This is a genomic window from Actinoalloteichus caeruleus (assembly GCF_049311605.1).
Taxonomy (GTDB): domain Bacteria; phylum Actinomycetota; class Actinomycetes; order Mycobacteriales; family Pseudonocardiaceae; genus Actinoalloteichus_B; species Actinoalloteichus_B caeruleus.
Window position 1 is genome coordinate 2,505,099 of record NZ_CP186005.1, and the last position, 17,629, is coordinate 2,522,727.

A 17,629-nucleotide genomic window follows, 5' to 3' on the forward strand; every position below is an offset into this window, starting at 1 on the left:
CGACCGCATGCGGCGGCTGCTGAACAAGGTGACGGTGGAACTGCGCCAGGCGCGGGCCCAGCTCGCCGCGCGGCCCGAGGACCCAGGTCGGGAACCCGTCGCCATCGTCGCCGCCAGCTGCCGCTACCCCGGCGGGGCCGACAGCCCCGAAGCGCTGTGGGACCTCGTCGCCCAGGGACGGGACGCCACCGGGGACTTCCCCACCGACCGGCACTGGGACATCGAGGGCCTGCACGCCGAGGACCCGGGGACGCGCGGGGGCATCACCACCCGGCGGGGCGGGTTCCTGGCCGACGTCGCCGGCTTCGACGCGGACCTGTTCGGCATCTCCCCCCGGGAGGCGCTGGCGATGGACCCGCAACAGCGGCTCCTGCTGGAACTGACCTGGGAGGCCCTGGAACGGGCCGGCATCGCCCCCGACGGCCTGCGCGGCGAACGGGTCGGCGTCTACACCGGCATCAGCGCCACCGAGTACGGCGCCCGCCACGCCGGGGTGCCCCACGACCTGGAGGGGCACCTGGGCACGGGGAAGGCCGGCAGCGTCGTCTCCGGACGGCTGTCCTTCGCCTACGGGTTCGAAGGGCCCTCGCTGACCGTCGACACCGCCTGCTCCTCCTCGCTGGTGGCCCTGCACCTGGCGACCCGCGCCCTCCGGGCCGGCGAATGCCGGCTGGCCGTCGCCGCCGGGGTCGCCGTCATCGCCGAACCGGCGGTGTTCGTGGAGTTCTCCCGGCAGCGGGGCCTCGCCCCGGACGGCCGCTGCAAGGCGTTCTCCGCCGCCGCCGACGGCGCCGGGTTCAGCGAAGGGGCCGGCGTCCTGCTGCTCGCCCCCCTGTCGGAGGCCCGGCGGGCCGGGCTGCCCGTCCTCGGCCTCGTCCGGGGGAGCGCGGTCAACTCCGACGGCGCCTCCAGCGGGCTCACCACCCCCAACGGACCCGCCCAACAGCGGGTCATCCGCGCCGCCCTCGCCGACGCCGGCCTCCGACCCTCCGACGTGGACCTCGTGGAGGCCCACGGCACCGGCACCCGCCTGGGCGACCCGATCGAGGCGCGGGCGCTGCTGGCGACCTACGGGCAGGACCGGGACACCCCGGTGTGGCTCGGCTCGGTCAAGTCCAACCTCGGCCACGCCCAGGGCGCGGCCGGGATGGCCGGCGTCATCAAGGCGCTCGGCGCCCTCCGGAACGGGGCACTGCCCCGCACCCTGCACGCCGACACCCCGACCCCCGAGGTCGACTGGACCGCCGGCCGGGTCGAACTGCTCGCCCAGGCGCGGCCCTGGCCCGCCGGCCCCGGGCCGCGCCGCGCCGCCGTGTCCGGGTTCGGCATGAGCGGCACCAACGCCCACGTCGTCCTCGAAGCGGCCCCCGAACCCGAACCCCAACCCGAACCCGAGCCCGCACCCGTGTCCCCGCCCGTGGTCGCCACCGGCGACCCCACCGGTGGACCCACCCCGCCCGCCGTGCCCTGGCTGCTGTCAGCCCCCAACCCCCCGGCCCTGCTCGCCCAGGCGAGGACCCTGGCGGACTTCCTCACCGCCCACCCCGAGCTCCGCCCGGCCGACGTCGGCCTGACCCTGGCCACCCGCCGCGCGCTGCTCCCGCACCGCGTCGTCGTCACCGGTGGGCTCGACGAACTGCGGTCCCTGCCGGCGGACGCCGGGGAGCACGGCCACGGCGGCGGTATCGCCTTCACCTTCACCGGGCAGGGCGCGCAGCACCCCGGCATGGGACGCGAGCTGCGCGCCGCCCACCCCCGCTACGCCGAGGCCTTCGACGAGGTCTGCGCCGAACTGGACCGCCACCTGGGGGCGGCCACCCCGCTGGCCGACCTGGTGCTCACCGGTGCCGACGACGGCCGGCTCGACGACACCGGCCACGCCCAGGCGGCGCTGTTCGCCGTCGAGGTCGCCCTCTTCCGGCTGCTGGAGTCCTGGGGCGTCCGCCCCGACGTCCTGATCGGGCACTCGGTCGGCGAACTCGCCGCCGCCCACGTCGCCGGGGTGTGGGACCTGCCCGACGCCTGCCGCGTCGTGGCCGCCAGGGCCCGCCTCATGGCGGCGCTGCCCCCCGGCGGGGCGATGGTCGCCGTCGCCGCCCCCGAGGCCGAGGTGTCGGTGGAGGTGGCGGGCACCGCCGTCAGCGTCGCCGCCGTCAACGGCCCCGCCTCCGTGGTGATCTCCGGTGAGGCCACCGAGGTGCGGGCCCTCGCCGCCCGCTGGGCGGGGCGCGGCACCAGGACACGGGAACTGCGGGTGTCCCACGCGTTCCACTCGGCGCTCGTGGAACCGGTCCTCGACGAGTTCCGCGCCGTCGTCGCCGGCACCACGGCCCGCGAACCGTCGATCCCGGTGCTGTCCAACCGCACCGCCGCCCCCCTCACCGCCGACCAGGTGGCCTCCCCCGACTACTGGGCCGACCACGCGCGGGGAACCGTGCGCTTCGCCGACTGCGTCGCCGCCGCCGAACGAGGAGGGACCACCACCTTCGTGGAACTGGGACCGGGCGGCGTGCTCTCCGCGATGGTCACCGACACCCTCCGCCGCCCCGGTGGCGCCGCCATCGCCCTGCTGCGCCACGACACCCCCGAGACCCGGTCGGTGGCGGCCGGAGTCGGCCGGCTCGTCACCCGGGGCCACGACGTCACCCTGACCCCGCTGTTCACCGACCTCGGCGCCACCCCGGTCGAGCTGCCCACCTACTCCTTCCAGCACACCCCGTACTGGCTCGGTGCCCCCGCCGCCGCCACCGGGGCCGCCGCGCTCGGACAGGACACCACCGGTCACCCCCTGGCCGGCGCGGCCGTCGACCTGCCCGACGGGGGTGTCCTGCTCACCGGACGGCTCTCCCGGGCCGACCAGCCCTGGCTCGCCGACCACCGGGTCCTGGACCGGGTGCTGGTCCCCGGCACCGCCCTGGTCGACCTCGCCGTCCGCGCGGGCGACGAGCTCGGCGCCAGCACGCTGGAGGAGTTCGTCGTCCACCGCCCACTGGAACTGCCCGACCGAGGCGCCGTCCGGATCCGCGTGGTCGCCACCCCCGGTGAGCCGGCCACCGTGTCCGTGCTGGCCCGCCCCGACCACCCCGGCGGCACCTGGACCGAACACGCCAGCGGAACCCTCACCGACGGCCACGCCGAACCCGACCCGCTCACCGACTGGCCCCCCAGCGGCGGGCGGGCCCTGTCCACCGGCGACGTCTACACCAGCCTGCGCGCCGTCGGCGTCGACTACGGCCCCGGTTTCCGCGGGCTGCGCGCGGCCTGGCGCCGGGACGACGTGGTGTTCGCCGAGGTCACCCTGCCCGCCCCGGCGGAACCCGACGGTTTCGCGGTGCACCCCGCGTTGCTCGACGCCGCCCTGCACACCCTGCGGCTCACCGGGTTCCTGCCCGCCGACACGGCCTTCGTGCCCTTCTCCTTCGCCGGGGTGCGCGTCCACGCCACCGGTGCCCGCACCCTGCGGGTCCGGGTCACCCACCTGGGCGGGCAGGCGGTGCGCCTCGTCCTCGCCGACGCCGGGGGCGCGCCCGTCGCCGAGATCGCCGCGCTGACCGTGCGCAGGCTGGGCGGCGACCCCACCACCCGGGACCCCGCCGTGCTCGACCACCTGCTCCGCCCCGGCTGGACCCCGACCAGCGGGACCGAGGAGGACCCCGCCCGGTGGGCGCCGCTGGGGGAGGACCGGTTCGGCCTCGGACCGGGCGAGGGCACCGACGCCCAGGTGCGGATCTGGTCACCCCCGACCGGGGACGTGCGGACCGCCACCACCGCCGCCCTCACCACCCTGCGGGACTGGCTGGCCACCGACGACGGGACCCGCCTGCTCGTGCTCACCACCGGCGCGGTGTCCACGGCACCGGGCGAGGACGTCCCCGACCTGGCCGCAGCCGCCGTCCACGGCCTCGTCCGCTCCGCCCAGTCCGAACACCCCGGCCGGCTCGTCCTCGTCGACGTCGACACCACCACCGCCACCACCCGGGACCTCCCCGGCGCGCTGCGCCGCGCCCTCGCCACCGGAGAACCCCAGATCGCCGTGCGGGAGGGCCGGCCGCTGGCCGCCCGGCTCACCCGGTTCACCTCCGACGGGGTCCTCGCGCCGCCACCGGGGGAGCCGGCGTGGCGGCTGGGCACCAGCGGCACCGGCACCGTGGAGAACCTGCGGATCGACCCCTGCCCCGACGTGCTCGACACCCCGCTCCCGGCCGGGCGGGTCCGCATCGACGTCCGGGCCGCCGGCGTGAACTTCCGCGACGTCTTCACCGTCCTCGGGTTGTTCCCCAGCGTCACGGGCCTGTTGGGCGGCGAGGCCGCCGGCGTCGTCCGCGAGGTCGGCCCCGGGGTCACCGACCTCCGCCCCGGCGACCCGGTCACCGGCCTGGTGTTCGGCGGGTTCGGGCCCGTCGCCGTCGCCGACCGCCGCCTGCTCACCCGGTTCCCCGACGGGTGGACCTTCGAGCAGGCCGCCGGGATGCCCCTGGTGTTCCTCACCGCCTACCACGCCCTGGTCGACCTCGCCGACCTCGCCCCGGGGGAGTCGGTGCTGGTCCACGCCGCCGCCGGCGGTGTCGGCATGGCCGCCACCCAACTCGCCCACCACCTCGGCGCCACCGTCCACGGCACCGCGCACCCCCGCAAATGGGATGCCCTGCGGGGGAACGGGATCGCCGAGGAGCGCATCGCCTCCTCCCGCACCCTCGAGTTCGAGGACGCCTTCGCCGACGGGGTCGACGTCGTCCTCAACTCGCTGTCCGGCGAGTTCGTCGACGCCTCCCTGCGGCTGCTGCGCCCCGGCGGCCGGTTCCTGGAGATGGGCAAGGTCGACATCCGCGACGACGCCACCATCGCCCGGGACCACCCCGGCGTCCGCTACCGGGACTTCGACGTCCTCGACGCCGGCCCCGACCACATCCAGCGGATGTTCACCGCGTTGCTCGACCTCTTCGACCGGGGGGCGCTCGCCCCGCTGCCGGTGACCACCTGGGACGTCCACCGGGCGCGGGAGGCGTTCCGGCACGTCCGCGAGGGCCACCACACCGGCAAGGTGGTGCTCACCCTGCCCCGGCGTCCCGACCCGGACGGCACCGTCCTCGTCACCGGGGGGACCGGGGACCTCGGTGGGCTCCTGGCCCGCCACCTGGTCGACGCCCACGGGGTGCGGCACCTGCTGCTGCTCTCCCGCCGGGGCCCCGACGCCCCCGGCGCCGCCGCCCTCAGCGAGGACCTCACCTCGGCCGGCGCCCGGGTCCGCGTCCTGGCCTGCGACGTCGGCGACCGGGACGCCCTCGCCGAGGCGATCGCCTCCGTGCCCGCCGACCACCCCCTCACCGGCGTCGTCCACACCGCGGCGGTCGTCGACGACGCCGTGATCGGCTCCCTCACCCCGGACCAGCTCGACCGGGTGCTGCGGCCCAAGGCCGACGCGGCGCTGCACCTGCACGAACTGACCAGCGACCTCGCGCTGTTCGCGCTGTTCTCCTCCGCCGCCGGGGTCCTCGGCGGGCCCGGCCAGGGCAACTACGCCGCCGCCAACGCCGTCCTCGACGGGCTGGCCGCCCACCGCCACGCCCACGGACTGCCCGCCACCTCCCTGGCCTGGGGGCTGTGGGAACAGGACAGGGGAATCACCGCCGGGTTGAGTGCCACCGACCGGGCCAGGATGCGCCGCGACGGGCTGCTCCCACTGGGCCGGTCCGAGGGCCTGGGCCTGTTCGACCACGCCGTCACCACCGCCGAACCCCGGTGCCTGCCCCTGCGCCTGGACCTGGCGACCGTGGCCGGCCGCCCGGTGCCCCCGCCGCTGGCCCGCCTGGTGCGGCCCACCCGGCGGGCCGCGTCCGAAGGGGACACCGCCCCGGCGGCCCTCGTCGACCGCCTCGCGGCACTCCCGACCGCCCGGGCCGGCGCCGCCGTGCTGGACGTGGTGCGGGAACACACCGCGAGCGTCCTCGGGCACGGGGAGACCACCGACATCCGACCCGACCAGGGCTTCGGCGACCTGGGATTCGACTCGCTGACCGCCGTCGAACTCCGCAACCGGCTGGTGCGGGCCACCGGTGTCCGCCTCACCGCGACCGCCGTCTTCGACCACCCGACACCCGAGGCGCTGGCCGACCACCTGCTCGACACCCTGCGGCCACCCACGGCCGACCCGGGCACCGACCCGGGCACCGCGACGCCACCCACCGAGGACGCCGAGTCCGAACTGGACTCCCTCGACCCGGACGAACTGATCCGCCGGGCCCTGGCCGGCGCCGGCGACTGACCCGCCTGGCGGAGTGCGCCGGCAATGCCCCCGGGGTGGACGCGTGCCATTGGTCCACCCCCCACCCCGACCTAGCGTGCTGCTGGACGGCTCGACCCCTGCGGAGGAGACGCGGAATGGCGGAGGCTGACGAGCGGCTCGTCGAAGCGCTGCGGGCGTCGCTCAAGGAGAACGAGCGCCTGACCCGCCGGGTGCGCGAGAGGGACGAGACCGAGGCGGAGCCCATCGCCATCATCGGCGCCGCCTGCCGCTTCCCCGGCGGCGTCGACTCCCCCGAGGACCTGTGGCGGCTGCTGGCCGAGGGCCGCGACGTCACCGGGCCCTTCCCCACCGACCGGGGATGGGACCTCGACCACCTCTTCGACAGCGACCCGGCCGCCTCCGGCCGCACCTACGTGGACCGGGGCGGGTTCCTCGCCGACGCCGCCCTGTTCGACGCCGCCCTCTTCGACATCTCACCCCGCGAGGCGCTGGCCATGGACCCCCAACAACGGGTCCTGCTGGAAACCGCGTGGCGCGCCGTCGAACACGCCCGCATCGACCCCCGGTCGCTGCGCGGCACCCCCACCGGGGTGTTCGTCGGCGTGTCCGGGCAGGACTACGACCGCGACGCCCGCCACGGGGTCCCCGAGGTCGAGGGCTACCTGCTCGCCGGGAACACCACCAGCGTCGCCTCCGGGCGCCTGGCCTACACGCTCGGCCTCGAAGGCCCCGCCCTCTCGGTCGACACCGCCTGCTCCTCCTCCCTGGTCGCCCTGCACCTGGCCGCCCGGTCCCTGCGGTCGGGGGAGAGCCGCCTCGCCCTCGTCGGCGGCGCCACCGTCCTCACCTCCCCGCACCTCTTCGTCGAGTTCGCCAGGCAACGCGGCCTCGCCCCCGACGGGCGCTGCAAGTCCTTCGCCGACGCCGCCGACGGCACCGCCTGGTCCGAGGGCGCCGGGCTGCTGCTCGTGGAACGGCTCTCCGACGCGCTCCGCCACGGCCGCCGCATCCTCGCCGTGGTCCGTGCCACCGCCGTGAACTCCGACGGCGCGTCCCACGGGCTGACCGCCCCCAACGGGCCGGCCCAACAGCGCATGATCCGCACCGCGTTGGCCGCCGCCGGGCTGGAACCCGCCGACGTCGACGCGGTCGAGGCCCACGGCACCGGTACCGCCCTCGGCGACCCGATCGAGGCGCAGGCCTTGCTCGCGACCTACGGGCAGCGGCGGGACACCCCGCTGCTGCTGGGGTCGGTCAAGTCGAACCTCGGCCACACCCAGGCCGCCGCCGGCGTCGCCGGCGTCCTGAGGACCGCCCTGGCCCTGGGTCGGGGCGTGCTGCCCCGCACCCTCCACGTCGACCGGCCCACCAGCCACGTCGACTGGACCTCCGGCGCGGTCACCCTCACCACCGAGGACACCCCGTGGCCCGAGCACGACCGGCCCCGGCGGGCCGCCGTGTCCTCCTTCGGGATCAGCGGCACCAACGCCCACGTCATCCTCGAACAGGCGCCGCCCCCGCCACCGAACGCGACACCCGGCCGGGTGCGCGGCCCGCTCACACCCCTGGTGCTCTCGGCCCGCACCCCCGAGGCGGTGCCGGTCCAGGCACGGAACATCGCCGAGGTGCTGCGCGACGGCGCCCAGCCCGCCGACCTCGGCCACTCGTTGGCCACCACCCGCGCCAGCCTCGACCACCGGGCGGTGGTGCTCGGGAGGGACCGCGCCGACCTGCTGGCCGGCCTCGCCGAGGTCACCGCCCCCCGCCCCACCCGCCCCGGGCGGCTGGCGGTCCTCTTCGGCGGGCAGGGCACCCAACGGCCCGGCCTGGGCCGGCGGCTCCACGCCGCCTACCCGGCCTTCGCCGCCGCCCTCGACGAGGTCTGCGCCGCCCTGGAACCGGAGCTCGGGTTCCCCGTCCGCGACCTCGTCCTCGGCGAGACCAGCCCCGCCGACGCCGCGCGCCTCGACCGCACCGGCCACGCCCAGCCCGCGTTGTTCGCGGTGGAGGCCGCGCTGCACGCGGTGGTGTCCTCGTGGGGGGTCCGGGCGGAGGTGGTGGCCGGTCATTCCGTGGGGGAGTTGACGGCCGCCTACGTGGCGGGGGTGTGGGACCTGCCCGACGCCTGCCGGGTGGTGGCGGCCCGGGCCCGGCTGATGGACGCCCTGCCCGACGGCGGCGCGATGGCCGCTCTCAACACCGACCGCGGAACCGCCGAGGCGCTGCGCGTCGACGGGGTGGAGATCGCCGCCGTCAACGGCCCCGAGGCCGTGGTGGTCTCCGGCCCGGCGCACGCGGTCGACGCCGCCGTCCGCACCGCCGCCGCGCGCGGCATCCGCGCGACCCGGCTCCGGGTCTCCCACGCCTTCCACTCCGCGCTGGTGGAACCAGCGCTGGCGGACCTCCGCGCCGCCCTCGACGGCGTCACCTTCCGCGAACCGGGCCTCACCGGGCTGTCCAACGTGACCGGAGGGACCGCCGAACGGTGGACCGACGCCGACTACTGGGTCGAGCACGCCCGGGCCACCGTCCTGTTCGGTGACCTGGTCGCCGCCCTGCCCGGCCTCGGCGTCACCGCCGTGCTCGAACTCGGGGCGGACTCCACCCTCACCGGCCTCACCGGTCTCGTCCTCGGCGACGCGGTCCCGGCCGTCCCCGCGCTCCGCCGGGACCACGACGAGGCCGAATCCCTGCTCCGCGCGCTGGCCGACCTGCACGTCGCCGGGGTCCCGGTGTCCTGGCGGGAGTTCTTCGAGGACGCCAGGACGCTCGACCTGCCCGGCTACCCGTTCCACCGGCGCCACTACTGGCTCACCGCCCCCGGGCCGCGCGCCGACGGCACGGGTCTGGGCGTCCGCGCCGCCGGGCACCCCCTGCTCGGCGGTGTCGTCGACGTCCCCGGCTCGGACGAGGTGCTGTTCACCGGGCGGTTGTGCCCCGACACGCCGCCGTGGCTGGCCGACCACCGGGTGCTGGGCCGGACCGTGGTGCCCGGCGCGGCCCTGGTCGACCTGGCCCTGCGGGTGGGCGACGAGGTCGGCCACCCCCAGGTGACCGAACTGACCAGCCTCGCCCCGCTGGTGCTCGACGGTCCCCTCGTGCTGCGGGTCGTGGTGGCACCGGCCGACGCGACCGGTGACCGGCCCTTCACGGTGCACGCGCGCCCCGAGTCGGGCGACGAGTGGACCCGGCACGCCACCGGCACCCTCGGCGTCGCCGGCCCCCCGCCGACCCCCGCGCCCCCGCCGGCGGCGCCGGACCCGGTCGACACCGCCGCGCTCTACGCGGAACTCGCGGAACGCGGCCTGGACTACGGGCCGAGCTTCCAGGGCCTGCGGGCGGCGCGCCGCGACGGGACCACCGTCCACGCCTCGGTCGAGGTCCCCGGCCCCGCCGAGGGCTTCGGGCCGCACCCCGCCGTCCTCGACTCCACCCTGCACGCCCTGCACCCCTCCGGTCTGCTGCCCGACCACGACGGCGCGCCCCTGGTCCCGTACTCGTGGCGCGGGGTGCGCGCGCACCACCCGGGCACCATGGCAGCGCGGGCCACGATCACCCGGCTCGACGACTCCTCGGTGTCGCTCCTGCTCACCGACGGCACCGACCGCCCGCTGCTCACCGTCGACCGCCTCACCCTCCGCCCCGCCACCCCACCGCCCGCCGCCACCTCGGGCGGTCACCTCCACACCACGAACTGGGTGGAGGTCGCGCCAACCTCCACCGCGCCCGCCGCCGCCACCCAGTGGGCACCCAGCGGCGACGCCGCCGAGGAGCTGCCGACGCTCCTCGACCTCCTCGACCGGCCGGACCGCGTCGTGGTGCGCACCCGGGGCGCCGTGGACCTCGGGGACGAACCGGTCGTGCCCGGGGCGGCGGGCCTGTGGGGACTGGTGCGCTCCGCCCAGGCCGAACACCCCGGCCGGCTGGTCCTCCTCGACGCCGACGACAGCGCCGAGGCGGTGCGCCTCGCCCTGGCCACCGGGGAACCGCAGGTGGCGGTCCGCGACGGCCGGGTGTTCGCCCCGCGCCTCACCCCGGTCGCCGAGGACACCGCCGGCCGGCGGTCCCCGACGGCCCACGGCACGGTGCTGGTGACCGGGGGAACCGGGGGAGTCGGCTCCCACGTCGTCCGCCACCTCGTCCACCAGTGGGGCGCCACCCGGGTGGTCGTCGCGGCCCGCTCCGACACCGGGGTCGCCGACCTCGTCGCCGACTGCGGCGAGGCGGTCCGGTTCGTGCCCTGCGACGTGTCCAACCCCGACGAACTCGCCGGCCTGCTCGCCACCCTCGCCGACACCCTCGCCGGCGTCGTCCACGCCGCCGGCGTGCTCGACGACGGCGTGCTCACCTCCCTGACCCCCGACCGCCTGCGGCGGGTCGCCGCGCCCAAGGCCGGCGCCGCCCGCACGCTCGACCAGCTCACCCGGGACCTCGACCTGGACTTCCTCGTCGCCTTCACCTCGGCGGCGGGCGTGCTCGGCGCGCCGGGGCAGGCCGCCTACGCCGCCGCCAACGCCGAGGTCGACGCCCTGATGGCCCGGCGCCGCCGGCAGGGGCTGCCCGGGCAGACCGTGGCCTGGGGGTTGTGGGCGGACACCGGCATGGCCCGCACGCTGACCGCGTCCGAACGCCGCCGACTGGTCACCACCGGGTTCCCCCCGCTCGACCCGCCCCGCGCCCTCGAACTCCTCGACCTGGCGATGACCCGGGCCGAACCCTCCCTGGTCGCCCTCGACCTCGACCCGGGGCAGCTCGCCAGGCACCCCGACCCGCCGGCCCTGCTGACCGACCTGCTGCCCGCCGCCCGCCCCCGCACCGCCGAACCCCCGCCCCCGCCGTCCGACCCGCTCGCCCTGGTCCGCGCCCACCTGGCCGCCGTACTGGGCCACGACCACCCCCGGCGGGTCGACGCCCACCGGGGCCTGCGGGAACTCGGCGTCGACTCCCTCGCCGCCGTCGAACTGCGCAACCGGCTCAGCGCCGCCACCGGCCGGCCCCTGCCCGCCACCCTCGCGTTCGACCACCCCACCGCCGAGCGGCTCGCCGCCTTCCTCGCCGCCGACGGGCACCCCGAGGAAACCCCGGCCGCCGCCCCCACGGCGGGCTCCTCGGACGACCCCATCGCGATCGTCGGCCTGGCCTGCCGCTACCCGGGCGGGGTGCGCGGCCCCGACGACCTGTGGGACCTGCTCACCGCCGAGGTCGACGCCATCGGCCCGTTCCCCACCGACCGGGGCTGGGACCTCCACCGCGTCCTCGGCTCCGACCCCACCCGGCCCGGCACCAGCTCGGTGGGCGAGGGCGGGTTCCTCGACGACGCGGCCCTGTTCGACGCCGGGCTGTTCGGGATCTCCCCCCGCGAGGCGTTGGCGATGGACCCGCAGCAACGCCAGCTGCTGGAAACCTCCTGGGAGGCCCTCGAACACGCCGGCATCGACCCCCGGTCCGCGCGGGGCAGCCGGACCGGCGTCTTCACTGGCATCATGTACCACGACTACGGCCCCGGTTTCGCCGACGCTCCCCCCGAGGTGGAGGGCCTGCTCGGCGCCGGGACCACCGGCAGCGTCGCCTCCGGCCGGGTCGCCCACGTCCTCGGTTTGGAAGGGCCGGCCCTCACCGTCGACACCGCCTGCTCCTCCTCCCTGGTCGCCGTGCACCTGGCCGCCCGGTCGCTGCGCACCGGGGAGAGCACCCTGGCCCTGGCCGGGGGAGCCACCGTGATGAGCACCCCGGCCGCGTTCGTCGAGTTCTCCCGGCAGGGCGGGCTCGCCGCCGACGGCCGGTGCAAGTCCTTCTCCGAGGACGCCGACGGCACCGCCTGGTCGGAAGGCGTGGGCGTCCTCGTCCTCGAACGCCTCTCCGACGCCCGACGCCACGGCCGCCACGTCCTCGGCCTGCTGCGTGGCTCCGCCGTCAACCACGACGGGGCCGCCAGCGGGCTCACCGCCCCCAACGGCCCGGCCCAGCGGCGGGTCATCCGCGCCGCCCTCGCCGACGCCGGCCTGACCGCCCGCGACGTCGACGTCGTGGAGGCGCACGGCACCGGCACCGCCCTGGGCGACCCCATCGAGGCGCACGCCCTGCTGACCACCTACGGCGCCGACCGGGAGGCGCCGCTGCTGCTGGGAACGGTCAAGTCGAACCTCGGCCACACCCAGGCCGCCGCCGGCGTCGCCGGCGTCATCAAAGCGCTGCTGGCGATGCGGCACGGCACCGTGCCCCGCACCCTGCACGTCACCACCCCCACCTCGCGGGTCGACTGGTCCGCCGGCGCCGTGCGGCTGGCCACCGAGACGAGGCCGTGGCCCGACACCCCCGGGCCCCGCCGCGCCGCCGTCTCGTCGTTCGGCTTCAGCGGCACCAACGCCCACGTGGTCCTCGAGGCACCGCCGCCCACACCGGCCCGCGAGGAACCCGGGAGGACGGAGAACCCGGTCCCGCTCCTGCTGTCCGGGCGGACACCGTCGGCGCTGCGCGCCCAGGCGGCCCGGCTGGCCGAGCTCGTCGACACCCGCCCCGAGGTCCCGCTGGGCGCCCTGGCCCGGTCGCTGGCCCACACCCGGGCCCGGCTGGACCACCGCGCCGTCGTCCTGGCCGACGACCGGCCGGCCGCGTCGGCCGCGCTCGGCGCGCTCGCCCGAGGAGAAACGAACCCCCGACTCGTCTCAGGAGTGGTCCCGGTGCACCAGTTGGCTGTCGTGTTCGGCGGGCAGGGCTCGCAACGCATCGGGATGGGCCGGGAACTGCACGACCGGTTCCCCGTCTACGCCGACACCTTCGACCGGGTCTGCGCCGCCCTCGACGCCGAACTGGCCGCCGACCGCCCCCTGGCCGAGGTCGTGTTCGGTGCGGACGCCGACGCGCTGGACCGCACCGGCTGGGCGCAACCGGCGTTGTTCGCGGTGGAGGCCGCGCTGCACGCGCTGGTGTCCTCGTGGGGGGTCCGGGCGGAGGTGGTGGCCGGTCATTCCGTGGGGGAGTTGACGGCCGCCTACGTGGCGGGGGTGTGGGACCTGCCCGACGCCTGCCGGGTGGTGGCGGCCCGGGCCCGGCTGATGGACGCCCTACCCGACGGCGGCGCGATGGTCGCCGTGGCCGCCGGGCGCGGAGAGGTCGAGGAACTCCTGGTGCCCGGCGCCGGGGTCGGCGCCGTCAACGGCCCCACCTCGGTGGTCGTCTCCGGGGAGTCCGGCGCGGTGGCCACGGTCGCCGAGGCGGCCGAGGCCCGGGGACTGCGGACCAGGGCGCTGCGGGTGTCCCACGCCTTCCACTCGCACCTGGTGGAACCGGTGCTCGCCGACTTCGCCCGCGTGCTGCGGGAGGTGCGGTTCGCCGCCCCGACCCTGCCGGGGCTGTCCAACGTCACCGGCGGACCGGCCGACCGCTGGACCGACCCCGACTACTGGGTCGACCACGTGCGGGCCCCCGTCCTGTTCGCCGACGACCTCGCCGCGCTGGAGGCGTCGGGAGTGGACGCGGTGCTGGAACTGGGCGCCGACGCCACCCTCACCGGGCTGGCCGCGACGGTCCTCGCCGAGCCGGGGCGCGCCGTGGCCGCCCTGCGCCGGGACCGACCCGAGGCGGCGTCGCTGCTCGCGGCGGTCGGCGAACTGTACTGCGCCGGGGTCCCGGTGGAGTGGGACGACCTGTTCGGCGCCGGCGACTGGGTCGACCTGCCCACCTACCCGTTCGACCGGGAACGGTTCTGGCTCACCGGGACCTCCCGGCCCGCCGCCGACACCAGCGGGCTCGGTGTCACCGGCACCGACCACCCGCTGCTCGCCGCCGCCGTGGAGGTGCCCGGAACCGGCGCGGTGGTCCTCACCGGCGCCCTGTCCACCACGAGCCGGCCCTGGCTGGCCGACCACCGCGTCCTGGGGCAGGTCGTCGTCCCCGGCGCCGCCATCGTGGAGATGGCCGTCCGCGCCGGCGACGAGGTGGGCCGGGGCACCGTCGACGAACTGGTCACCACCGCGCCCCTCGTGCTCTCCGACCACGAACCCACCCAGCTGCGCCTCGTCGTGGCCCGGGAGAACGACCAGGGACACCGGCCGTTCACCCTGCACGCCCGCCTCGAGTCCGAGGGGGAGTGGCGGGTCCACGCCACCGGTGCCCTGTCGGCCGGCCCGGACCACGCGCCGGCCCCGGACGCCGACCTCGCCCGCCGCGCCCCCGTGTCGGCGGGGACCGACGGCGTGTACGAGACCTTCGCCGCCGCCGGCCTGGACTACGGCCCCGCCTTCCGGGGGCTGCGCGCCACCCGGCGCGACGGCGACCACGCCCTCGCCTCCGTGGAACTGCCCGAACCGGAACACGCCCCGGCCACCGCCTTCGGCGTGCACCCGGCCCTGCTCGACGCCGCCCTGCACGCCGTCGGCGCCGCCCAGCTGCTGCCCGCCGGGGACGGCGGCCCGCTGCTGCCCTACTCCTGGCGCGGGGTCACCCCGCACGCCTCGGGAGCGACCGCCGTCCGGGTGCGGGTCTCCCGGCTCAGCGACAACACCGTCTCCCTGCGCGCCGTCGACGCCGAGGGCGTCCCCGTCCTCACCGTCGACCGGCTGATGCTCCGCGCCGCCTCCCCCGAGGGTGTGCGCGCCGCCGCGGCCACCGGGGGCGCCCTGCACGAGGTGGCGTGGCGGGCGGTGGAACGCCCCACCGAGGGCACCGTCGGCTGGTCGTGGGACCGCGTCACCGGCGCCGACGCCCTCCGCGACCTCGACACCGCACCCGACGTCCTGTTCTGGGAGGCGGCCAGCGGCACCGGCCCGGTCGCCGCCCTCGACCTCGTCCAGACGTTCCTCGCCGCCGACCGGTTCACCCGCACCCGGCTCGTCGTCCTCACCCGCGACGCGGTCACCGCCGACCCGGACGAGGGCCTGGCGGAGGCACCGGTGGACCCGGCCGCCGCGGGGGTGTGGGGGCTGCTGCGCTCGGCGCAGTCGGAGAACCCGGGGCGGATCCTGCTCGTCGACACCGACCGCCCCCTGTCGGTGAACGCCCCCGAGGTCCGGGGCGCGGTCGCCGCCGGCGAACCGCAGCTGGCGTTGCGTTCCGGTCGGCTCTGGGCACCGAGGATGCGCCCCGTCGACGGCGGGCTGTCCCTGCCGGGCACGCCGTGGACGGTTGGTACCGAACCCGGCGGCTCCCTCGACGGGGTCCGGGTGGACACCGCCCGCCGCGAGGCGCTGGGCCTCGGCGAGATCCGGGTGTCGGTGCGGGCGTCCGGGGTGAACTTCCGTGACGTCATGACCGTGCTCGGCATGTACCCGGGCGAACCCCTGCCGTTGGGCCTGGAGGCCGCCGGGGTCGTCACCGAGGTCGGACGCGGGGTGGACGGGTTCGCCGTGGGTGACCGGGTGATGGGCCTGTGCGAGGGCGGGTTCGCCTCCGAGGTGGTCGTCGACCACCGGATGTGGTCCCGGTTCCCGGGGTCGTGGTCGTTCGCGGAGGCGGCGACGGTGCCGGTGACGTTCCTGACCGCCTGGTACGGGTTGCGGGACCTGGGCCGGTTGGTCGAGGGGGAGTCGGTGTTGGTGCACTCGGCCGCCGGTGGGGTGGGGATGGCGGCGGTGCAGTTGGCCCGGGAGTGGGGTGCGGTGGTGTACGGGACGTGCGGGCCGGTGAAGCGGGGGTTCGTGGAGGCGTTGGGGGTGGCCCCGGAGCGGGTGGCGTCCTCTCGGGACACCGGGTTCGCGGAGCGGTTCGGGCGGGTGGACGTGGTGCTGAACTCGTTGGCGGGGGAGTTCGTCGACGCCTCAAGGGGGTTGTTGGGCGAGGGTGGTCGGTTCGTGGAGATGGGCAAGACCGACCTGCGGGACCCGGGGGAGTTCCCGGGGGTGGAGTACCGGTCGTTCGACCTGTTGGAGGCGGGTCCGGTGCGGATCCGGGAGATGTTCACCGAACTCCTCCCCCTGTTCGAGGACGGCTCCCTCACCCCCCTGCCCGTGTCCACCTGGGACATCCGCCGGTGCTCCGAGGCCCTGCGGTTCATGAGCCAGGCCCGGCACGTCGGCAAGATCGTCGTCACCGTGCCCAGGGCCTTCGACCCCGACGCCCCCGTCCTGGTCACCGGCGGCACCGGCGGGGTCGGCGCGCACCTCGTCCGCCACCTGGTCAGCGCGTGGGGCGCCCGGCACGTCGTCGTCGCCAGCCGCCGGGGCCTGGACGCCCCGGGAGCCGCCGACCTCGTCGCCGACCACGACGGCGCCGTCACCGTCACCGCCTGCGACGTCACCGACCAGGACTCCCTGACCGCGCTGCTGGGGGCCCACCCCGATCTGCAGGGCGTGGTGCACGCCGCCGGGACCGTCGACGACGGTGTCCTCGGCTCGCTCACCGCCGACCGCGTCCGAGCGCTGCTGGCGCCCAAGGCCGACGCGGCGGAGCTGCTCGACCAGGCCACCCGCACCCACGACCTGTCCTTCTTCGTCGGGTTCTCCTCCTCCGCCGGGGTCCTCGGAGCCCCCGGGCAGGCCGGCTACGCCTCGGCCAACGCCACCCTCGACGCCGTCGCCCTCCGCCGCCGGCAGCGGGGCCTGCCCGGCCAGTCCCTGGCCTGGGGCCTGTGGGCGGACACCGGCATGGCCGGCGACCTCACCGACACCGACCGCCGCCGCCTCGCCGAACAGGGCTTCCCGCCACTGACCGCCGACCAGGCGCTCGGACTGTTCGACCAGGCCACCCGGCGACCCGAGGCGCTGCTCGTCCCGCTGCGGGTCGACCCCCGCCGGCTCGGGGCCGCCGCCCCGCCGCTGCTGCGGGACCTGGCCGGACCGGTGCGCCGCACCGCCACCACCACCGCCCCCGCCCCCGACACCTCCACCCTGGTCCGGCAGCTGGCCGGGCTGTCCCCCGCCGAGGCGGCGGAACGGCTCACCGAACTCGCCGTCGACCGCGCCAGCGCCGTCCTCGGTCACGACGGCACCCGCCGGGTCCAGCCGGACGAGGCCTTCGCCGACCTCGGGTTCGACTCGCTCCTCGCCGTCGAGTTCCGCAACGGGCTCAACGCGGCCACCGGCCTCACCCTGCCCGCCACCGTCACCTTCGACCACCCCACACCCAGGGCCGTCGGCCGGGCGCTGCTGGCGGAACTGGACCTGGACGGCGTCCCGTCCACCTCCGCGCTCCTCGCCCAACTCGACCGGATCGACGCCGCCGTCGACGCGCTCGGCGCCGACGAGTCCGGCCGGGCCGCGCTCGCCGCGCGGCTGCACGCCCTCGCCGAGCGGCTCACCACCCCCGACACCGAGGCCGGGGCAGCCGGGGCCGTCGGCGTCGGAGACCGGATCGCCGACGCCTCCGCCGACGAACTCGCGGACCTCCTCAGCGAGGAGTTCGGCATCTCCTAGCGCGGCCCGCCCCAGAGACCAGCGACAACCAGCGCGA

The 17,629-nt window shown here is 76.9% G+C and carries 1 protein-coding gene and 2 pseudogenes; all 3 read left to right on the forward strand.

The features are described 5' to 3' along the window. Positions 1-7: 7 nt before the first annotated feature. Positions 8-1,153 (forward strand): annotated as a pseudogene (locus tag ACOJVX_RS10890) (polyketide synthase); the annotation flags it as partial. After that, positions 1,148-5,596 (forward strand): annotated as a pseudogene (locus tag ACOJVX_RS10895) (SDR family NAD(P)-dependent oxidoreductase); the annotation flags it as partial. The pseudogenes ACOJVX_RS10890 and ACOJVX_RS10895, both read left to right, overlap by 6 nt. Before the next feature lie 143 nt (positions 5,597-5,739). After that, a complete protein-coding gene (locus ACOJVX_RS10900) occupies positions 5,740-17,592 on the forward strand; it encodes an SDR family NAD(P)-dependent oxidoreductase (RefSeq protein ID WP_422647493.1) in 11,853 nt (3,950 codons plus the stop codon). The last annotated feature ends 37 nt before the right edge of the window (positions 17,593-17,629 follow it).